This is a genomic window from Maribacter polysiphoniae (assembly GCF_003148665.1).
GTDB classification, from domain to species: domain Bacteria; phylum Bacteroidota; class Bacteroidia; order Flavobacteriales; family Flavobacteriaceae; genus Maribacter_A; species Maribacter_A polysiphoniae.
In genome coordinates this window covers 1-19,459 of sequence record NZ_QGGQ01000006.1, presented here as the reverse complement: position 1 = coordinate 19,459, position 19,459 = coordinate 1, and the positions used below count along the sequence as shown (strand labels likewise).

The 19,459-nt window shown below is 41.4% G+C and carries 16 protein-coding genes; 8 read left to right on the top strand and 8 right to left on the bottom strand.

Annotated features, from left to right (window positions below):
• Positions 1–9 precede the first annotated feature (9 nt).
• A complete protein-coding gene (locus LX92_RS13190; protein WP_109651364.1) occupies positions 10–777 on the bottom strand; it encodes a DeoR/GlpR family DNA-binding transcription regulator in 768 nt (255 codons plus the stop codon).
• 159 nt (positions 778–936) lie between these two features.
• On the opposite strand from LX92_RS13190, the gene LX92_RS13185 reads away from it, so the two are divergent.
• From LX92_RS13185 to LX92_RS13170, 4 genes are all read left to right on the top strand, one after another.
• Positions 937–1,707, top strand: coding sequence for a type ISP restriction/modification enzyme (locus LX92_RS13185; RefSeq protein ID WP_109651362.1), 771 nt, complete (start codon positions 937–939; stop codon positions 1,705–1,707).
• Positions 1,708–2,071: 364 nt separating this feature from the next.
• Positions 2,072–4,954, top strand: coding sequence for a TIM-barrel domain-containing protein (locus LX92_RS13180; protein ID WP_109651359.1), 2,883 nt, complete (start codon positions 2,072–2,074; stop codon positions 4,952–4,954).
• Between the two features lie 4 nt (positions 4,955–4,958).
• Positions 4,959–7,040, top strand: coding sequence for a beta-galactosidase (locus tag LX92_RS13175; RefSeq protein WP_244915932.1), 2,082 nt, complete (start codon positions 4,959–4,961; stop codon positions 7,038–7,040).
• A gap of 129 nt (positions 7,041–7,169) precedes the next feature.
• Positions 7,170–9,551 carry a TonB-dependent receptor domain-containing protein gene (locus tag LX92_RS13170; protein WP_109651873.1) on the top strand — a complete coding sequence of 794 codons (2,382 nt, stop codon included), beginning with the start codon at positions 7,170–7,172 and terminating at the stop codon, positions 9,549–9,551.
• A gap of 24 nt (positions 9,552–9,575) precedes the next feature.
• On the opposite strand, the gene LX92_RS13165 is transcribed toward LX92_RS13170, so the two are convergent.
• The gene (locus LX92_RS13165) at positions 9,576–10,100 is read right to left on the bottom strand and encodes a sigma-70 family RNA polymerase sigma factor (RefSeq protein ID WP_109651357.1); all 525 of its coding nucleotides are present in this window, start codon (positions 10,098–10,100) and stop codon (positions 9,576–9,578) included.
• Positions 10,101–10,459: 359 nt separating this feature from the next.
• Here LX92_RS13165 and LX92_RS13160 point away from each other — a divergent pair, with 359 nt between their 5' ends.
• Positions 10,460–11,272, top strand: coding sequence for an endonuclease/exonuclease/phosphatase family protein (locus LX92_RS13160; protein ID WP_109651869.1), 813 nt, complete (start codon positions 10,460–10,462; stop codon positions 11,270–11,272).
• Positions 11,273–11,367: 95 nt separating this feature from the next.
• Here LX92_RS13160 and LX92_RS13155 read toward each other — a convergent pair whose 3' ends face one another.
• Positions 11,368–11,679, bottom strand: a complete 312-nt coding sequence (locus LX92_RS13155; protein WP_109651356.1) for a hypothetical protein — start codon at positions 11,677–11,679, stop codon at positions 11,368–11,370.
• Positions 11,680–11,934: 255 nt separating this feature from the next.
• The gene (locus LX92_RS13150) at positions 11,935–12,339 is read right to left on the bottom strand and encodes a DUF7079 family protein (RefSeq protein WP_109651354.1); all 405 of its coding nucleotides are present in this window, start codon (positions 12,337–12,339) and stop codon (positions 11,935–11,937) included.
• 286 nt (positions 12,340–12,625) lie between these two features.
• Between LX92_RS13150 and LX92_RS13145 the strand changes: the two genes are divergently transcribed.
• Both LX92_RS13145 and LX92_RS13140 read left to right on the top strand, forming a co-directional pair.
• Positions 12,626–12,991, top strand: a complete 366-nt coding sequence (locus tag LX92_RS13145; RefSeq protein ID WP_109651352.1) for a CidA/LrgA family protein — start codon at positions 12,626–12,628, stop codon at positions 12,989–12,991.
• Positions 12,988–13,683, top strand: coding sequence for an LrgB family protein (locus LX92_RS13140; protein WP_109651350.1), 696 nt, complete (start codon positions 12,988–12,990; stop codon positions 13,681–13,683). The genes LX92_RS13145 and LX92_RS13140 overlap by 4 nt, the downstream gene beginning before the upstream one ends.
• 141 nt (positions 13,684–13,824) lie before the next feature.
• Here LX92_RS13140 and LX92_RS13135 read toward each other — a convergent pair whose 3' ends face one another.
• Positions 13,825–14,121, bottom strand: a complete 297-nt coding sequence (locus LX92_RS13135; protein ID WP_109651348.1) for a hypothetical protein — start codon at positions 14,119–14,121, stop codon at positions 13,825–13,827.
• Between the two features lie 547 nt (positions 14,122–14,668).
• The gene (locus LX92_RS13130) at positions 14,669–15,124 is read right to left on the bottom strand and encodes a hypothetical protein (protein WP_109651346.1); all 456 of its coding nucleotides are present in this window, start codon (positions 15,122–15,124) and stop codon (positions 14,669–14,671) included.
• 422 nt (positions 15,125–15,546) lie between these two features.
• On the opposite strand from LX92_RS13130, the gene LX92_RS13125 reads away from it, so the two are divergent.
• Positions 15,547–17,694 carry a S46 family peptidase gene (locus LX92_RS13125; RefSeq protein ID WP_109651344.1) on the top strand — a complete coding sequence of 716 codons (2,148 nt, stop codon included), beginning with the start codon at positions 15,547–15,549 and terminating at the stop codon, positions 17,692–17,694.
• 259 nt (positions 17,695–17,953) lie between these two features.
• On the opposite strand, the gene LX92_RS13120 is transcribed toward LX92_RS13125, so the two are convergent.
• Together LX92_RS13120 and LX92_RS13115 are read right to left on the bottom strand one after the other, a co-directional pair.
• Positions 17,954–18,892: an ester cyclase gene (locus tag LX92_RS13120; protein ID WP_109651342.1), complete on the bottom strand. Its 939-nt coding sequence runs from the start codon at positions 18,890–18,892 to the stop codon at positions 17,954–17,956.
• A gap of 257 nt (positions 18,893–19,149) precedes the next feature.
• Positions 19,150–19,459 (bottom strand): transposase (locus tag LX92_RS13115; protein ID WP_146197832.1); only part of this gene is annotated, 310 nt, incomplete at its 5' end.

Sequence of the window (19,459 nt, the reverse complement as noted above, 5' to 3'; positions counted from 1 at the left end):
TTTATTCTTTTATGATATAATTACTTCAATTTCATGATCCTTAAACACCTTTTTATCCCGCTCTTCCATGCTGGAATCTGTAACTAAATAGTCAATCAGGGATAGAGCCCCTAAACTCGCCAAGGCACTTTTACCGATTTTAGTACTGTCAGCGACCAAATAGGTAATATCAGCGGCATCGATCATTGCCTTTTTCACTACCAAATCACTAATACTAGGGTAAGTCAAGCCTGCTTTTAATGAAATCCCTGCCGTAGCTAAAAATAACTTTTGAACATTCAAACCTTTAAAAAAATCAGCTGCCTTTTGCCCTGTCAGTGATAATGTTGGCGGTTTAAATTCACCACCGGTCATAATAACTTCAATTCCAGGTTTTGTGCCCAACATCATCGCAATATTCAACGCATTGGTAATAACCGTTAAGCTTTTAAAACCTATTAATCTTTTTGCAATTTCAGTGGTAGTGCTTCCTGAATCTAAAATAATAGTGTCTCCAATCTCAATAAAATCAAGACATTTAAGAGCAATACTCTCCTTCTTTTCCATATTTTCTTGATGGAATAAAGCGAAGTTTTTCACTTGATCTTCCATATTTTTAAGAAAAGCACCACCATGTGCCCTAACAATCAAGCCCCGCTTTTCAAGCTTTTCTAGATCTTGCCTTACTGTTACTTCAGTTACTTTAAAAATCTTGGCTAAATCGGAAACTTTTGCAGATCCATCTTCTTGCAAAAGCTCTATGATTTTTTCTCGTCGTATATTGGGTAGTGTTGCCATAGTACAAATTAAAGAAAATAAAAACAAATAAACGAAAATAAACGAAAATCGAAGATGTATATCCTTGGTTTGTTTGTTTTTATAAGCCTCAATTCATAATAACACGCTTGTTAATGAAAATTCCATTCCAATACACTCACGGCGACTTTTTCATTCCATATGGGTATCTTTATAAGTATATTATTTTCCGATATGTGCGATAGAACATCCCATACAAAAGAGACTGGTTGTATTTTTCCACGTTTCCTATACCTGGAAATTAATGGGCAATTGGGCACGGGACAATTCGCGGAAAGCATTCCAAACCTGGATTTGGAAGTCGTGGACGGAATGGCCAAAAAGCTTGGCTTGACCTTTGTTACCGAAAATGAACCCGAAAGTAATGTGTGTTTTATAAATAGTCCGGAATTAAGGGATGATTACAAATCAACCTTTACGCCAAGGGATGTTTTGGACTATTTTTATGCCGTGTTGCAGACGCCAACCTATGGCCAGTCCCAGAATGTCGATTTTTCGCATATGCCCCACCCAAAGGACTCGGATACTTTTTGGAAATGGGTGCAATTAGGGGGGCAAATACGACAACTTCATACGCTGGAGTCCTCCAAAATGGAAAGTCCCAATACAAGCTTTCCCAACGAAGGGGACAATACAATAACGCGGAAGCTTACCAAAACGGATGGGGGGTATGAACCCATTGATGAATCAAAAGGTAAGGTGTGGATCAATGATAAACAGTATTTTGATAAGGTGCCTTTATTGGCTTGGGAGTTCTATGTAGGTGGTTGTCAACCGGCCCAAAAATGGTTAAGGGATCGCATGGGGCAAACCCTTGGGGTCGATGCTATTCTGCACTATCAAAAAATCATTGTCGCACTTGAGGAAACCGACAGGCTTTTGAAAGCCATGGGTCCATTGGAAATGGCTTGATCATTATTTGTAAATGGTGGGTTTGTTTTTTACCAAACGGAATACATCCGTTTGGTTCACATGATAAGGGGAATAGATGGCCAACATGCGCAATATGTGACATTTACTATGCAGATTGATTCAATTTAATCTTCGTTTTAGGCTATCTTTATTGTTTTGATTAAGTTTGATAACCATCCCATTGGGAGCAAAATGCCATGGCCATACCATTGGATCCGTGCAGGAAATATTTTTACGATGAACGGTTTTTGAATACACGCCTAACGAGCGTATGGAGTGTGGAATTAGGGTCGGGTATTTTGGTTTCGACACCAAGGGGGATGCGTTATGTATTAGGTGAATATCGTTTAAATAACCCATAAGAATGAAACTCAAAAATGCAATTTTAGTCTATCTCGTCTTGATCGTATTGACTTCCTGTTCAACCAAACACTATCAAAAAGTGGATGATGGTATCATCGTCGACCTAGAGCATCCCGAAAGTAACCAGACCGGTAAATTATATCTCGGGGTTTTAGGGGAAAACATCGTTCATGTTTCGGCAACTCCGGAAAAGGAATTCCCAAAAGATTCAAGTTTAATTATTGTTGCGGATACGCAATCGGTTCCGTTTACCGTGAATGAGGAAAAGAACACCGTTGTACTCGAAACGGCCAAACTAAAGGTCATCGTATCCATCGTGGATGGTACCATACAATACAAGGATAAGGCGGGGAAGACGATTTTGGCCGAGTCCGAGGGGGGTGGTAGATCGTTTACGCCCATTGAGGTGGAAGGTACCCAAGGTTACACCATACGCCAAATTTTCGAATCGCCGGAAGACGAATCGTTCTATGGTCTCGGGCAACACCAGGCAGATGAGTTCAATTACAAGGGTAAAAGCGAGGAACTTTTTCAATACAACACCAAGGTTTCGGTACCCTTTATAGTTTCCAACAAGAATTATGGATTACTATGGGATAGTTATTCGTTGAGTCGTTTTGGTGATAGTCGACCTTATGGGCCATTGAATTCGGTCTTTAAGTTATATGATAAAAAGGGCGCCATAGGGGCCTTGACGGGTACGTATACAGCCCCGGAAAATGGGGGAATGCAAATTGTCCGGGATGAGCCGACCATTTTCTTCGAGGATATCAAGAGTGTTAAGAACCTGCCTAAGGATTTTCCTTTAAAAAATGCCGATGTCTCCTATGAAGGGGAAATTGAAGCTTCGGAAACGGGAAAATTTCAATTTACACTCTATTATGCCGGATATATCAAATTGTATCTAGACAATAAATTGGTGGTCCCCGAACGATGGAGAACGGCCTGGAACCCCAATAGTTATAAGTTTACCATGAACATGGAAAAAGGGAAACGCGTTCCCTTGCATATTGAATGGAAACCCGATGGGGGTGTGTCCTATTGCGGACTACGCGCAAGAAAACCACAGTTGGCCGAGGAAAAGGACAACCAGGTTTGGTGGAGTGAGATGAATAAGAAGTTGGATTATTACTTCGTGTATGGCGAATCCATGGATGAGATCATCAAAGGGTATCGCACCTTGACGGGAAAATCCCAAATCATGCCCAAGTGGGTCATGGGGTACTGGCAAAGTCGCGAACGTTATAAGACCCAAGACGAGATCCTTACGGCATTGAAGCAATTCAGGGAACGTAAATTCCCGATCGATAATATTGTGATGGACTGGAGCCATTGGGAGGAAGATCAGTGGGGAAGCCATGAATTTGATAAGGCTCGCTTTCCGGATCCAAAAGGTATGGTCGACTCCATCCATGCGATGAATGGTAAAATGATGATTTCCATTTGGCCTAAATTCTATAGCAATACCGAACATTTCAAGGAATTCAATGACAAGGGTTGGATGTACCAACAAGCCTTAAAGGACAGTATCCGTGATTGGGTAGGTACCGGTCATATGGGGTCGTTCTACGATGCTTATTCGGCAGGGGCCAGAAAATTGTTCTGGGAACAGATTTATGAGCATTATTATCCCTTGAACATCGATGCCTGGTGGATGGATGCCAGTGAACCGAACATCTTGGACTGTACCGATATGGATTATCGGAAGGCATTACAAGGCCCTACCGCATTGGGACCTTCTACAGAATATTTCAACACCTATGCTTTAATGAATGCCGAGGCAATCTATAATGGGCAACGCGATGTAGCACCCAATAAACGGGTGTTCTTATTGACGCGGTCCGGTTTTGCAGGGTTACAACGGTACTCTACGGCCACTTGGAGTGGTGATATCGGTACGCGTTGGGAAGATATGAAGGCCCAGATTTCGGCCGGACTTAATTTTGCGGTAAGTGGCATACCGTATTGGACCATGGATATCGGTGGTTTTTGTGTCGAAGACCGTTATGTAAGTGCCCAATTGCACTATGATCAAACCGGTAATGAGAATGCCGATTATAAGGAGTGGCGCGAGTTGAATACGCGATGGCATCAGTTTGGGGCTTTTGCCCCCTTGTACCGTTCGCACGGCCAGTTTCCTTTTCGTGAGCCATGGGAAATCGCCCCAGAAGGCCATCCGGCCTATGAGTCCATTCTGTATTATGCCCATTTGCGGTATAAGTTGATGCCCTATATATATACCCTGGCAGGTAAGACCTATTTTGATGATTATACCATAATGCGACCATTGGTGATGGACTTTCCAACGGATAAAAAAGTGGAAAATGTCAGTGATCAATTTATGTTCGGTCCTTCGATCATGGTTTGTCCCGTATATCGTTATGGTGCCCGTGATCGGGAAGTGTATCTTCCCAAAGGGTCCAATTGGTACGATTTCTATACAGGTGATATGCTCCAAGGTGGCCAAGAAATGACTGCCGAGGCACCTTATGGCCGTCTTCCCTTGTTTATTCCCGAAGGGGCGATCATTCCAGTGGGTCCTGCGATTCAATATACCGATGAAAAACCAGCGGAAACAATCACATTGTATGTTTACGGGGGTAAGGATGGGAATTTTACCCTGTATGAGGATGAAGGCGTCAATTACAATTATGAGGAAGGTAACTATTCGAATATTCCCTTCGTGTATAATGAGGCCAAAGGCACCTTGACCATTGGTCAGCGTGAAGGTGGATTCGAGGGTATGCTGAAGAACCGGAATTTTAAAGTGGTGTTTGTCAATAAGGACAACCCTAAGGCATTCGGTGATGATGCCCCAGGAAAAACCGTTGACTATACCGGGGAGGAACTGACCATTGAATTAACTGATTTGGGTAAAGGGTAAAACGGTGAAAAGGAATTTTATCATAGGGATATTGGCGATTTTGGGTCTGGGGTTAAATGCCCAGGATACAGCACGTTTTTTCCCGAAGGAAGATTTAATGTCCTTTGGAATATACTATTATCCCGAACATTGGGATAAAAGTCAATGGGAACGCGATATCCGTAATATCTCGGAAATCGGGTTCGATTTTATCCATCTGTCGGAATTTGCTTGGGCCGATATGGAACCCCAGGAAGGCACCTATGATTTCGATTGGCTGGATCAGGTGATCGATCTTGCCGCCAAATACCGATTAAAGGTCATATTAGGCACCCCGACCGCCATTCCCCCGGTTTGGATGGGCATAAAACACCCTGAAATATATCGTATGGGCTCCGATTATTTGCGGGGGGAACATGGAACAAGGGCCCTACAGTCCTTAAGTAACCCTATTTGGCGGGACTATTCCAAAAAGATCATTGCTCAAATGGGACAGCGGTATGGCCATCATCCGACCGTCGTGGGTTGGCAATTGGACAATGAACCGGAAGCCAAGGAAGATTATAGTCCCACTTCCCAGGAAGCCTTTCGGCAATGGCTGAAAGAGAAATACAAAACCATTGCGGCTTTGAACCAGGCCTGGGGTGCTGCTTTTTGGAGCCAGAAATATGCCGATTTCAAGCAAATAAGCATACCCAACGCCGATCATGTCGGATGGTGGGGAACCAATCCACATGCCTTGTTGGACTTTAAGCGGTACACAGCGGATACCCAAGCCGAATTTTTGGATTTTCAGGTGGCTATCTTAAGACCTTTGATCTCTAAAAACCAATATATTACGACCAATTATACGGCCACAACCTTTGGCGCGGATCCTTGGCGAACCCAAAAGCTCGATTTTGATTCGTTTACCAGTTATCCGAACAAGGGACAGGCAAACATCGGTAAGAACGGGTTTAGACTTGGGGATCCCAAGGAATTGTCCTTTGCCCTGAGTTACTTTAAACAACACGATAAGGTTTCGGGGGTCATGGAGCTGCAACCCGGTTTCGTCAATTGGGGGGCCATTAACCCCTTATTACAGCCCGGGGCCCTACGCATGTGGTTATACCATTGTTTTGGGGGTGATCTGTCTTTTGCCTGTTCGTATCGCTATCGACAAATTAATTATGGTGCCGAACAGTATCATGCCGGTATGACCACCCTGGATGGTCATTCACTGTCCCAAGGGGGAAAGGAATACCAACAGGTCATTGAAGAGCGGAAGATCCTTAGGGAGGCTTATGATCCCAAGGCAAAAAAACCAAAGATCCTGGAGCAGCGACGTACCGCCTTACTCTGGAGCCATGATAATCGTTGGAGCCTGTCGCGACAAGCACAGACGAGTCAATGGAATACCATGTCCTTTTTTCAAAAGTATTTGGAGACCGTAAAATCCTTTGGGGCTACTGCCGAAATCGTGGATGGGGAAGCCGACCTCAAGGCCTATAAGGTTGTAATCGTGCCGGCGTACGAGATGGTCGATGAAGCGATGTTGAAAAAATGGCAGGACTATGTTGCCCAAGGGGGTAATTTGGTCCTGACGATACGAACAGGGGTGAAGGATAAACGGGGGCATTTGTTCCAAGGGGCGTATGCCCATAAGATATATCCCTTGATTGATGCGGAAATTGACTATTTCGACCAATTGTTGCCCAACGCAAAAGGAACGATCAAAGCAAAAGGCCAGGAATATTATTGGAATAATTGGGCCGATCTCATTCATGCCCATACCCCGGAAAATGTTTGGGCCACCTATACGGATCAGTTCTATGCGGGGAAGTCCGCCGTGGTTACGAATACCATAGGAAAAGGCACCGTCACCTATATCGGTGTGGATACCGATACGGGTGACTTGGAACGCGATATCTTGGCACAGGTCTATGAAAATGCCCATATCCCCATAGCGAATTACCCGGAAGGGGTCTATGTACAATGGCGCGATGGGTTTTGGGTCGCCGTAAACTATTCTTCAGAGGATTATGGATTGACCTTGCCCACGGACGCAGAAATACTTTTGGGCACCCCAACCGTACCCTCGGGCGGTGTTACCGTTTGGACGGAATAATTTCCTAAGGGAATCTCCCCAAAAAACCAGTGGTTTTCATAGAGTGGCAGGTGTCGTTTATCAAAAATCGGCAACTTGCCTCTTTATTATAGGTTATATTTGGGTTTGGATTTCAAAATGGGGTTTTTTATGATAAGGAAGTATTGTTTCGTTTGGGGTGTTGTTCTTTTCCTTTTTGGCATGCCGCAGGTAACCGCACAAAGGGGAAGTATTACCATTACGGGAAAAGTGGTGGACCAGGCCAATGGCACTCCCATTGAGTTTGCCACGGTCCTTGTAGGGGATCCTACCAATGAAAAACCGATTGTCGGTACGACCACTATTGAGGATGGTAGTTTTACCTTGGAAACGAAAGCTACCGATTTTTATATAGAGATAAGTTTTATCGGCTTTACGACAAAGCGTATCGACGGTGCGAAGGCCGTGGATGGTCGCATAGATGTTGGCAGGGTCGTACTTGGGGAAGATGCGCAACAATTGAACGAGGTCGTGGTCGAAGGGGAAATTTCGCAAACGGTCTTTAAACTTGATAAACGTGTGTTTAATGTAGGGGCCGATTTGAGCAGCACTGGAGCAAGTGCGTTGGAAGTTTTGAACAACGTGCCCTCAGTAAACGTGAATATCGAAGGTCAAGTCAGTTTACGGGGTAGCTCAGGGGTACAAATGCTCATTAACGGGAAACCTTCGGTCATTGCCAATGAACAGGGCAATGCCCTTGGTACCTTGACCGCCGATATGATCGAGCGTATCGAAGTAATTACGAACCCTTCCGCGAAATACGATGCCGAGGGTACTTCGGGAATCATCAATATCGTACTGAAGAAAGAGGAGAAAAGAGGTCTGAACGGTGCCGTTACCCTCAATACGGGTGCCCCCAACAACCATAGTGTTGGACTTAGCCTGAATCGACGCACCGAAAAATTCAACCTGTTCAGTCAATTGGGTTTTGGCCGTAGGACCTTCCCCAGTGACAACGAAAGTGAGAATCGGAATTTGGTCGAAAACACGGCCATCAACAGCATAGGCGAAAGCGATAAGAACGAGACTTTTTTCAACCTTATTCTCGGTACCGATTACCATATTGACGAATACAATGTACTCACCCTTTCGGGGAATTTCGCCTACGAATGGGAAAAGGAGAATTCCGATGCCGTTTTTAGTACGTACGATCCAGGAAATACGATAACCGATGCCTTTAAGCGCCGTGAGCTCACCGAGGCCACCAACCCAAAATATTCCTATGAACTGCAGTATAAAAAGGACTTTGAGGGCCATGAGGACCAGTCGTTGTTGATCAGTGCCACGGGCAATCTTTTTGCCAAGGACCAATCTTCCGATTTTATAAATACCACAACGGTTGGTGATGGGGAAGACGAACAACAAAGGACCCGGACCGACTTTAGTCAGGCCGATTATACCTTTAAAGTCGATTATACCCATCCTTGGGCCGAAAAATATACCGTTGAGACGGGGGCGCAATACCAAATCAACGATGTGGGGAATGACTTTGCCGTGAGTGATTTTGATGGCGTCGGTTTTGAGGAGAACCCCGATCTGACCAATGTGTTCGAATGGACACAGAAAGTGTTGGGGGTGTACACAACGGCGGCTTATGAGGATGATGCATGGGGATTGAAATTGGGGGTCCGGTTTGAGGATACCGATGTAAACACACTCTTGCAAACGAACGATGTACGGGGTAATAAACGGTACAACAATTTTTTCCCTAGCGGGCATACCTCGTATAAGATCAATGATGACCTATCGCTACAAGCGGGATATTCGAAAAGGATATTCCGACCTAGGATGTGGGACCTGAATCCCTTTTTCAACATCCGTAATAATTACAACATCCGTACGGGAAATCCCGATTTACAACCCGAGTATACCGATAGCTACGAAATTACCAGTATATACAAGGTGGGTAAGGTATCCATGAACTTGGGTGTATACTATCGCCATACCGAGGATGTGGTAGAGCGGGTGGTCGTTTTTGAGGACAACGTGAGTGTCTCACAACCCCAGAACATAGGTACCAACAATACAACGGGCATTGAGTTCAATGCCAAGTATATTCCTGCAAAATGGATTTCGTTCACCAACGATTTCAACTTTGGTCACTTTGAGAGGGCGGGTTCGTTCGAAGGTACTTCCTTCGATTTTACGGGGGAGCAATGGTCGACACGACTTATCGGTAAGATCAAGCTTCCGGCAGATATCGATATTGAATTAACGGGCAATTATATCTCTGGGTATCGAACGTATCAAGAGGAAATATCGGAAAACCTATTTATGGATTTCGGTGCACGGAAGAAAATCCTAAAGGGGAAGGCCATTCTCAACCTCAGTGTACGGGATGTCTTCGCTTCCCGAATCCGGGAAAGTATAACCGACCAGCCCGATTATTACCTTCGAAATTTCAGTCAGCGTGGGCGTTTTGTCACCTTTGGGATCAGTTTTGGTTTCGGAAAAGGGGAGGCCATGGAATTTTCAGGACAAAAACGGTTTTAAGATACGGTTGGCCCGGTAAGGCACTTAATCCTGACAAACGGCACAGTTCGATTCCCCGGTCAAGCGGCCATTTTTATCGAGCTCGTATTTACAGCATTCGTTGAAGTTTTTCTTTAGGATGTCCTTGGCCCTACGTATCCTGGCCTTTACATTCACAAGGCTTATGTCCAATATTTCTGCCGCTTCATGTTGTTTTTTCCCTTGGATATAAACGAGTTCGATCACCTCCCGGTAGATTTTGGGCAAATTGGTTATGAACTTGTCAAAACAGCAGATATGTTGGTAATTTTGCAACGGTATGTCGGTATCGGTATGGGTTTTTGTCACATACAGCGATTCCTTATTGAAATGGTTCGCTATTTCGTTCCGGGCAATCTGAAAGACCCACGCCCTTAGTTTCGTTTCGTCTTGAAGCTGCGACCGGTTTTTATGGACCTTTAGGAAGGTATTCTGGAAAATATCGCTGGTAGCGGTTTTGTCATTCACCTTTTTAAGAATGAAGAAATAGACTTCATTGTTGAAACGATCCCATATTTCTTGTGTTTCCATGGCTAAAAATAACAAAAGGTTAGCTTTTGGGGCTAACCTTTATGGGGTTTAACAACAATCGCATTTGTCACATTCGCATTTATCACAAGGACAGTTGTTTGTTGAGCAATTGCCGCAATTGCATTTGGTGCAATCACAGTCGGTGCATGTGCATGTATTCATAGGTGTATGATTTTATGGTTCATTAGGTAGACCCATAAACACTGAAAAAGATACATGGAATCCTGTTTTTTTATGTCTAGGGAGGGATTATGGAACAGGAATATGCCTTTTGGCCGTACAATTTATGGGTAATTACGGATTTCCGTAAACCGGACAACCTTTCTTTATCTAGATTTGTAAACAGTAAAAGAAAACCCATGCTTAAAAAAACGGCTTTTTTAATCCTTCTATTTTTTTCATGCCTTGCCTTTTCCCAAAAGGGGGAAGTACAGCTTGTTTCCTGGAACATCCAGGATTTCGGGAAAACCAAGAACAGTGAAGAACTGGAACAAATGGCGGAGATTGTCCGGGATGCCGATATACTGGTCATTCAAGAGGTGGTCGCGGGCTATGGAGGCGCCCAGGCCGTGGCCAAGTTAAGCGATATCCTGAACCGTAAAGGAAGCAAGTGGGACTATGTGATCAGCAACCCCACAAAGAGTCCGAAATATGTTACCGAACGCTATGCCTTTATTTGGAAAACCCGACATATCAAGATCAAGAATAGGGGGGAACTCATACAACCCTTGGAGGCGATTATCGATCGGGAGCCTTTCCTGCTGGATTTCTATATTGACGGGAGAAAATTATCCCTGATCAACTTTCATTCCAGGCCTCATGATAAAGGGCCAGAACCTGAAATAGAGGCGCTGACCCAGTACATTACCGCTAACTTTACGGCACCCACCATCCTTGCGGGGGATTTCAATGTTGAGGAATCCCAACCCCTATTCGATACTTTTAAGGGCAAGGGGTATACGGCCGCCATAACCCACCAAAAAACAACGCTGAAGAAGGTATGTGACGGTACCGACTATTTAAACCATGCCATCGACAATATCTTTTACGGTAAGGATATCGGAAAGACCGAAAGTGGGGTGTTGGATTTTGTGCGCTTTTGTGGGGATTTGGGAACTGCCCGAAAACTGTCCGATCATCTGCCCGTGTTTTTAAGGTTCCATTTAAAATGAAGCCCACCGAAGCAGGACTGATATTATTTTGTAATTGAGGACGGAAACATACTCGCGCCATGGGCATGTACCCGACTTTTCAATGTACAGGAAGGTTATAAGAACTGTTTAACCAGGACCACCAATCCCAAAACGCCGAATATCAGACCCCAATATTCCATCTTGATCCAAAAAAGGCTGTGATTGGGTTTTAGGGTCACTTCTTGTCCCGATTCCTTATCGACCAAGGTTCTAGTGTTTTTTTGATTCCATTTTTTACCCATAAACCAACTGAATATCCCTGCGATGAACAAACTGATGATTATGCCGTAATTCCCCTGTTCCTTGGGTAAAATATACGCGAGTATAACAATGCTTGCGATTAAAACCACTGCGGAGAGAAACCCTCTACCTGACCATACTATCATATTTTCATTTTTTATTTGTGCTTACTCCCGCTTAACGTCTTTTTTCAGCTTGTTCAGACCAAATCGGTTACCCATTGTGGTTTTGGGATGCAACCGAATAGAGCGAAGAAAGATAGTTTTTTTATTTTAGAACACAAATTCTAGCGATTCCGAGTGGGTTCGTATAAAAGAAGAATCGATTTTAAAAGTACATGCTGCCTTTATTTGTCATGTGGGTTTGTTATGAGTGGAAAGATACTTGCGCCAGTGGGGGAATTAGGGGTTGGTGCAACGGTTACTATTGTAGTCGCGCATTTTTATTCTGTTTTCCATTTCGATCCAATGATCTTTTCGCATCCAGTACAAAAAGCGGTTATAGCACATTATTTTCCACCTAAAAAAACGATTCTTTCTTTTAAGGTAAACTTTTTCACAAGCTTCATGCAGCCAGTTTTCATCAAATCCATTCCATACGCCGGCAGCACTTAGTAAATTTTCCTTAAGAACAGGAAATACCTCATACAAATCCATTGCTTTTAGTTCCTCAATATCAAAACCGGATGCCATAAGCGTCTTGGAAATCCGGTCATAGTCAGCTTCCTGAAGTTCGGTGTCAAGATAAAACTCCGAAATCACATTCCAAATGGGTTTCCTCCTTTCAATCGTTTTGTTTAGGGTCATTGTATATGTCACGTCCTAAAAACGGCTACAGATTACCATTGAATGTAACCGGCATCTTGATGCACGTCATTAGGTGTTTTGTAATCTAAAGATAAATGTAATCGTTTATTGTTGTACAACTTGATTGCATTTTTGTTCGCTTTTTTAGTAGGAACCACGCTCGTAAAGGTCATGCCGACCGTTATTTTTTACCTTGTACATAGGGAAGAAAGAATAGGAATGTTCAGCCGTCATTATTAGTTATAGTTCTAAGTGGGTATTACTTTTGTGGCAGAAAAAAATAGTTATGATCAGACAATTATTCTTGATACTCGTATGTCTTGCCCTTGGTGAGATGGTAGTTTATTTTACGGGCATTAAGATCCCCTCGAGTATCATAGGCATGTTGTTGTTGACAGCAGGCCTTCATTTTAAAATCATCAAACTTAAATGGATCCAAGGAATTGCTGATTTTCTATTGGACAATATGGTATTCTTCTTTATTCCCCCGGGCATCGCCATTATGTGTTATTTGGATTTGATTTCCAAAGAATGGATACCCATACTGGCATCGGTTATCGGAAGCACGGTCTTGGTATTGATAAGCACGAGTTTTACCCATCAGGTATTGCGCAAAACAAGATCCAAGAAACCAAATACCGATAAAAAATGAAACTGATTTCAGAACCTTATATCCTATTGACCATCACGATAGGAATTTATTGGTTGACAAAGTATCTTCAAAATAAAACCAACTCGGTTTTTCTAAATCCCATATTAATAACCATAATCGCGGTAATAGCCATTTTAAAAGCTGCAGGGATCTCCTATGACACCTATCATGAAGCGGGTAAGTATATAGAGTTTTTTCTAAAACCCTCGATTGTGGCCTTGGGCGTGCCCCTCTACCTTCAAATAAGCAAAATAAAGAAACAGGTGATACCTATTGTTATTTCGCAATTAGTGGGGGCTATAGTAGGCATAATTTCGGGCGTCCTTATCGCGAAATGGTTGGGGGCCTCCAATGAGGTGATCATCTCAATAGCACCCAAGTCGGTTACGACGCCCTTGGCGATAGATATTTCCACTTCAATCGGTGGTATACCATCGCTTACAGCCTCAATGGTCGTAATGGTAGGGATCTTCGGGTCTGTAGCGGGTTTTAAGATCTTGCAACTCTTCAAAGTGAAGAACCCCATGTCTAAAAGTCTTTCCATGGGTACCGCAAGTCATGGTCTTGGAACCGCCCAAGCCATGGCCATTAGTCAACGGTTTGGTGCGTATTCCAGTATGGGACTTATTCTGAACGGATTGTTTACAGCCCTATTTACGCCTATTATCTTGGCGCTGCTTGGGTTTATATGATGCGGGTATTGTTGGCCCCATGCTATGGTTTACCACTTCGAAAGTGGCAAAAAAGGGTTGGGCCTATAGTGTATACGTTGTGGGCACGAGCAGAAAGATGACCGGACCAGCGGGGTGGTAGGTTTTACTGTACGCAGGCCTTTACTTTCTCGATTCTCGATATTGATATTTGTTTTCAACAAAAACCAAATAATGTGACATGTTCAAAATATCGCTATTTCCTTTGATTTTCACAATCAAATACCATTTTTGGTTTTCAATGACTTGCGGATTTTCCCAGTCAATTTCAATATAATTTGGTTGTCTTCTTTGCACAGTTTCAATATTCAGTCCACGTTCTAGATTATCAACCCATTCTATCGTTTCATTATAATAGTCTTTGCAACCCGCTATGGTTATTGAAAGAAATAATAAAACAAAAATTTTATTCAGATACATCGTTTATGGCTTTTGGATGGATTATATACACAGTAGAAAGGGTTTCTAACTATTTTGAATCATAAAATAAGCAATTTTTAATTCCTTCAATTACGAAAAGTAAGTTTATTGAGGTTAGTTGATAGTTACCCATTCGATTTCGAAAATTTTGTTACGCATGTCAGGTTGAGCGCAGTCGAAACCTATTTGTTGTGACCAAAAAGTTCTCGACTGCGCTCGAACGGACTGATAGGTGTGTTTTAAACATTGAAAGCCAATACCATATGATTTTGTTTTGGTAGGTATCCACTAACGTAAGTTTAATTAGAAGGGGTGTTGATTCCTATGGTTTCAATCAGTTGTATGGTTGATTATATAAGGCTGTTCCACCTTGCAAATTGGAATGGGGGAGGTGTGCGTTTTGTTAAATACGGATATTTATTTCAAACCTTGTATTGGCCACAACGGTTTTTCTTTATACACTGCGGAAGCAAAATAATGTTTGTTTTTCGACACGCTTAAAGCACATTTTTTTGTTTTTTAGCTCAGTTCTTTGTTTTGCACTGATTTACAAGATCGCTATATTTTTAAGAACTCGATTTATCAATTCAATACAAAAATATCCATCGTTGTTTTTCTCGTCAATGGGCTCAAAATTTATTTCAAAATTTGTATTTGAGTCAAACAAAGGACAGATAAAAGCTATGTAGTATTCACTTCTCCAATTTTTAAACTTCATAAAGCTATTATTGGATTCAATAAGTTGGTCTATTTCAAAAGCATATATGGCATCAAAATTCTCAATAAAATTCCTTAATTCTATTTTTTGGGTTGAATTTATATTGGTATGGTTACCTTCAAGGATAATAAAAGTATCATTTTGAAATGGTCCAATTCTTTTATTGATTTTCCAATTTAAAGATTTCGTTGCATCTTTTTTTCTTGTTTTATCACTTTCTATTTGTCCAAAAAAAGTATCGTGTTTGATAATTTTTTCACCCAATAGTAAATCTAAAATTCCCATATATACTTTTCATGTGGTTTGTCTAATGGTGCATAACGCCTAAGTTATGAACCGTACGGGAGCAAAATAACGCTTGCTTTCCGCCTGCTGTACAAGGTAGCAAAAAACGCATTGAATGGCAACGGGCAGAAAGAGGCTCGCGCCAGTGGGGGGGACAGCTGGATACTTCGGTTCGTTTTGTGCCACGCGTTTCGGTGTTATAGTGCCACGCATTTCGGTTTGATCTGTGCCACTTTAGGTGTGGAACGCCTTCCATTTCAGTTCTTATTACGCCACTTCATTTAAACCAACTATACTTATTCAAAAGACGCACTTTGTTGTTTTTAAAGTGTTGATAAAAATAAAAAGGTTTTAACATTTCAAGCGCTATAAAAGGAATATGAAATTCAGTATTTTTATAGCTATTTTCAAAACATAATATCATGAAGAAATTTTTTCTTGCAATTATTGTCTTTATCATCTCATTTACGTCAGTAATGGCAGATGAAGGGATGTGGTTTTTAATGCATATAGAGCGCTTAAATTATCGCGATATGCAAAAAATGGGTTTGCAATTAACCCCCGAAGAAATCTACAGTATTAACAATCAAAGTTTAAAAGATGCCATTGTACAATTTAACGGTGGCTGTACGGCAAGTATAGTTTCAGATAGCGGATTGGTATTAACTAACCATCATTGTGGTTATGATGCTATTGCAGAATTATCCACTGCAGAACAGAATCATTTAAAAAATGGTTTTTGGGCAGGGTCTTTAAAAGAGGAAATGAAACCAGAAAGCTTATATGTTCGCTTTTTTGTGAGAATGGACGACGTTACAAAACGTATGTTGGCCCAAGTTAATGATAGCATGAGCGAAAAGGAACGCGAAGCAGCACTTAATAAAGAGATTGCTAAAATTGAACAAGAAAATAGTGAAGGTGGAAAATATACTGTTTCGGTTCGTTCATTTTATCAAGGCAACGAGTTTTACTACTTTGTTTACGAAGATTATAACGATGTACGTTTGGTAGGAACACCTCCAGAAAATGTTGGTAAATATGGTGGAGACACAGACAACTGGGAATGGCCAAGACATACTGGTGATTTTTCATTATTTAGAGTGTATGCAGATAAAGACGGGAAACCAGCAGAATACGCTACGGATAATGTGCCTTTAAAAGCAAAATATCATTTACCTGTTAGTATTAAAGGCATAAAAGAAAATGACTTTGCAATGATCTTGGGTTATCCTGGAAGAACCAACCGTTGGATGCCGGCATCTGGTGTAGAGCAAAATGTGAACTACGCATATCCTGCATGGGTTGAAGGTTCTAAATTAAGCATGGATGTGATGAAAAAATACATGAATGAAGATGAATCCATAAACCTGATGTATGCATCTTCTTATGCAAGTATTGCCAACTACTGGAAAAACAGGGCAGGAATGATCAAAGCTTTAACCGAACATAAAACGGTGGAAAAAAAGCGCAAAACGGAAAAGAAATTTGTAAAGTGGGCAAATAAGAAAGCGAATAAAGCGATGTATGGTAACGTAATTGAAAACATCAACAATTACTATAATCTTACAAATGAAAAAGCAAAACAGGCCAATTATTTAATAAGCTTGTTGCGTTCCAGTAAATTTGCGGTTTTACCGAATAGAATTGGTCAAAATCTTGAATATTACATGGGTCAGAATGAAGCGAAACGCGAAGAATTGAAACCTAGATTAAATGCTTTGGTTGTAAGCTCTTATAAAGATTTTTACCTGCCTTTGGAAAAAGAAGTTTTAGCAAAACAATTGGGTTTATATGCTTCAAAATCCAATTATCCATTACCGGAAATTGTTGCAGAAATAGGAGGGAAGAACAACAACGATTTTACTTCTTACGTCAATACAATTTTTGATGAAAGTATATTTATCTCAAAAGAGAAAGTAGAAGCATTCATTGAAAATCCAGACGCAACCGTGTTGGCTAACGACCCATTATATAAATTATCTGGTCAATTACTGGATAAGTATAGAGAAAGTCCTGAGGAATTAGAACAACCAGAAAACGATTTTCAAGCGTCATTCAGATTGTTGGTAAAAGGTTTACGGGAGTCTGGATTAAGTGATATAAAATATCCTGATGCCAACTCTACCTTACGATTATCTTACGGAAAAGTGAGAGCCTTGCCAGCAGATAGTAGAAATGATGCGAATGTGAATAATTATACCACTTTAAAAGGGATGATCAATAAGTATAAGCCTAATGATAGTGAGTTTGATTTAGAACAAAGCATGTTGGATATTTACGAAAAGAAAGATTATGGTCGGTATGCTAATGAGTTTGGTGAACTACCAGTAAACTTCTTAACGGATAATGATATTACTGGCGGAAACTCTGGTTCGCCTGTTGTGAACGGAAAAGGAGAATTAATTGGTTTAGCTTTTGATGGAAATATTGAAGCCATGGCCGGAGATGTCATTTTTGATTCAAATTTACAACGTACCATTAATGTAGATATCAGATATGTTCTTTGGTTGATTGATAAATACGCTAACGCAAAACATATTGTTGATGAGTTGACTGTTGTTACCAACTAATAGTATGGTTCTTAATAAAACCCATAGTTGGTTCGACCCCAAAAAATCATATTCTACAACCCATTTTAGGGGGCACATGTTACACGATGTCAAGTGTGTTGATAGGCAGTGTTGCTTGGGGTGAGGGAAGATGTCATACCCCATGAGCGGCACGCCTGGCTTGCGATAGTCAGGCTCGCGCCAGCGGGGGGCTTAGTGTAATTGTGAATAAAAGCACTAACCATCACAGCGCATTAACCTTATACAATGATGGCATCAGTTATTTTTTGTCAATTCCGAAGTTAAGTTGTCGCTTGTATTCTTTGTTGTCAAAATGACCTTTTGATTCTTGGATTAATCCATCTGTATTGAAAGTCCATTCTTCAAATCCATTAATTTTTATTTTGTTTCCGGTTCCGTTTAGCCCATTATTTGTTCCACTTAATGTCCAATAGAATCGTATTCTGTCAGATTTAGTGACTAGACTATCCATTGAAACAATCATATCAGGAAAAGCGTCCATAAATCCTTTAGCAACATTTGTAATGGCATTTCTACCAACGGCAGGTTCTCCGTCATTCACTTGTAATGAACCGTCTTCGGCATAAAACATAGCAACAAACTCAGGTCGGTTACTACCCCAGACTTGGGCATAGTTGCGTGCATAGAGATTTAAGTCGAATTCTCTTTCTTCTTCGGGAATCCGGTTAGCGGTCCATGAAACACTTAATAGTTTCCATTGGTCGCTGTCTTTCATCATTATAGCATGATTGACCTCATTGCTACTGGCAACACCGAATTTTGAAATGACGGTAGGTATTATTACTGAGGCCAATCGATCTTCGGTTATATTTATCTTATACGAATTGGCGGATTCTAAAATAGGCTTTGGATCTTTCATATCTCGGATGGTTTGCAAATACGAGTCAATAGTCATCTCTTGATGCTGCCATTGTCCATCCTTCGGATATGTATATGCGATAATGGCCTGGTCGAAACTCAGGTCATCCAATTCTTGAGCATCCCTGTTTCCAACTGCAGCCAAGATTCTTTCCAGTATAGCTTTTATTTCTTTTTCTGATTGACTTGATGTGCTTTCTATTTGGTCTGAAGTAGTGTTTTCTGAACGTTCTTCTGTGCTTTGTTTAGATTTACAACTAACAATCATCAAGGAAACTAGAAAGGATAATAAAATTTGATTTCTCGTAATATTGTTCATTTTTCGATTGGTTTAATTGCTGCCAACGTATGAATATGTGTACAATTATACATATCCATTTTAGGTGTAATTTATTAAATATCAGTAAATACAAGTGTTCTATCCGATTGAAAAGTGCGTTAGACGTATAATATACGGTTCAAAACGACTAAAAAAGGACTATCCCATAAAGTGTGTAAAAGGACTATCCCATAAAGTGTGTAAATAGAAAAAATAGCGTTGGCATTAACGGACTTTAAATAATCCGGGTCTGTAAATTAAACTCTGTCCGTTGTTCCAATTCCTTTGGGGCTAGCCCCAAAGGAATTGGCGTTTAAGACCAGTGGTATCCTCTCCCCAAATTTAATATAAAGTTGTTGAACGGTAAGACTCCAATTATGTAATGGGCTTGTCCACTTTTTTTCGATGTTCTTTGTGGCCAGGTATACCAGTTTCAACAAGGCCATGTCGTTGGTAAATGCCCCCTTGGTCTTGGTTACCTTACGAACTTGGCGATGAAAACCTTCCACGGCGTTGGTCGTATAGATGATCTTCCTGATGGGTTCGGTGTACTGGAAGTACTGCGAT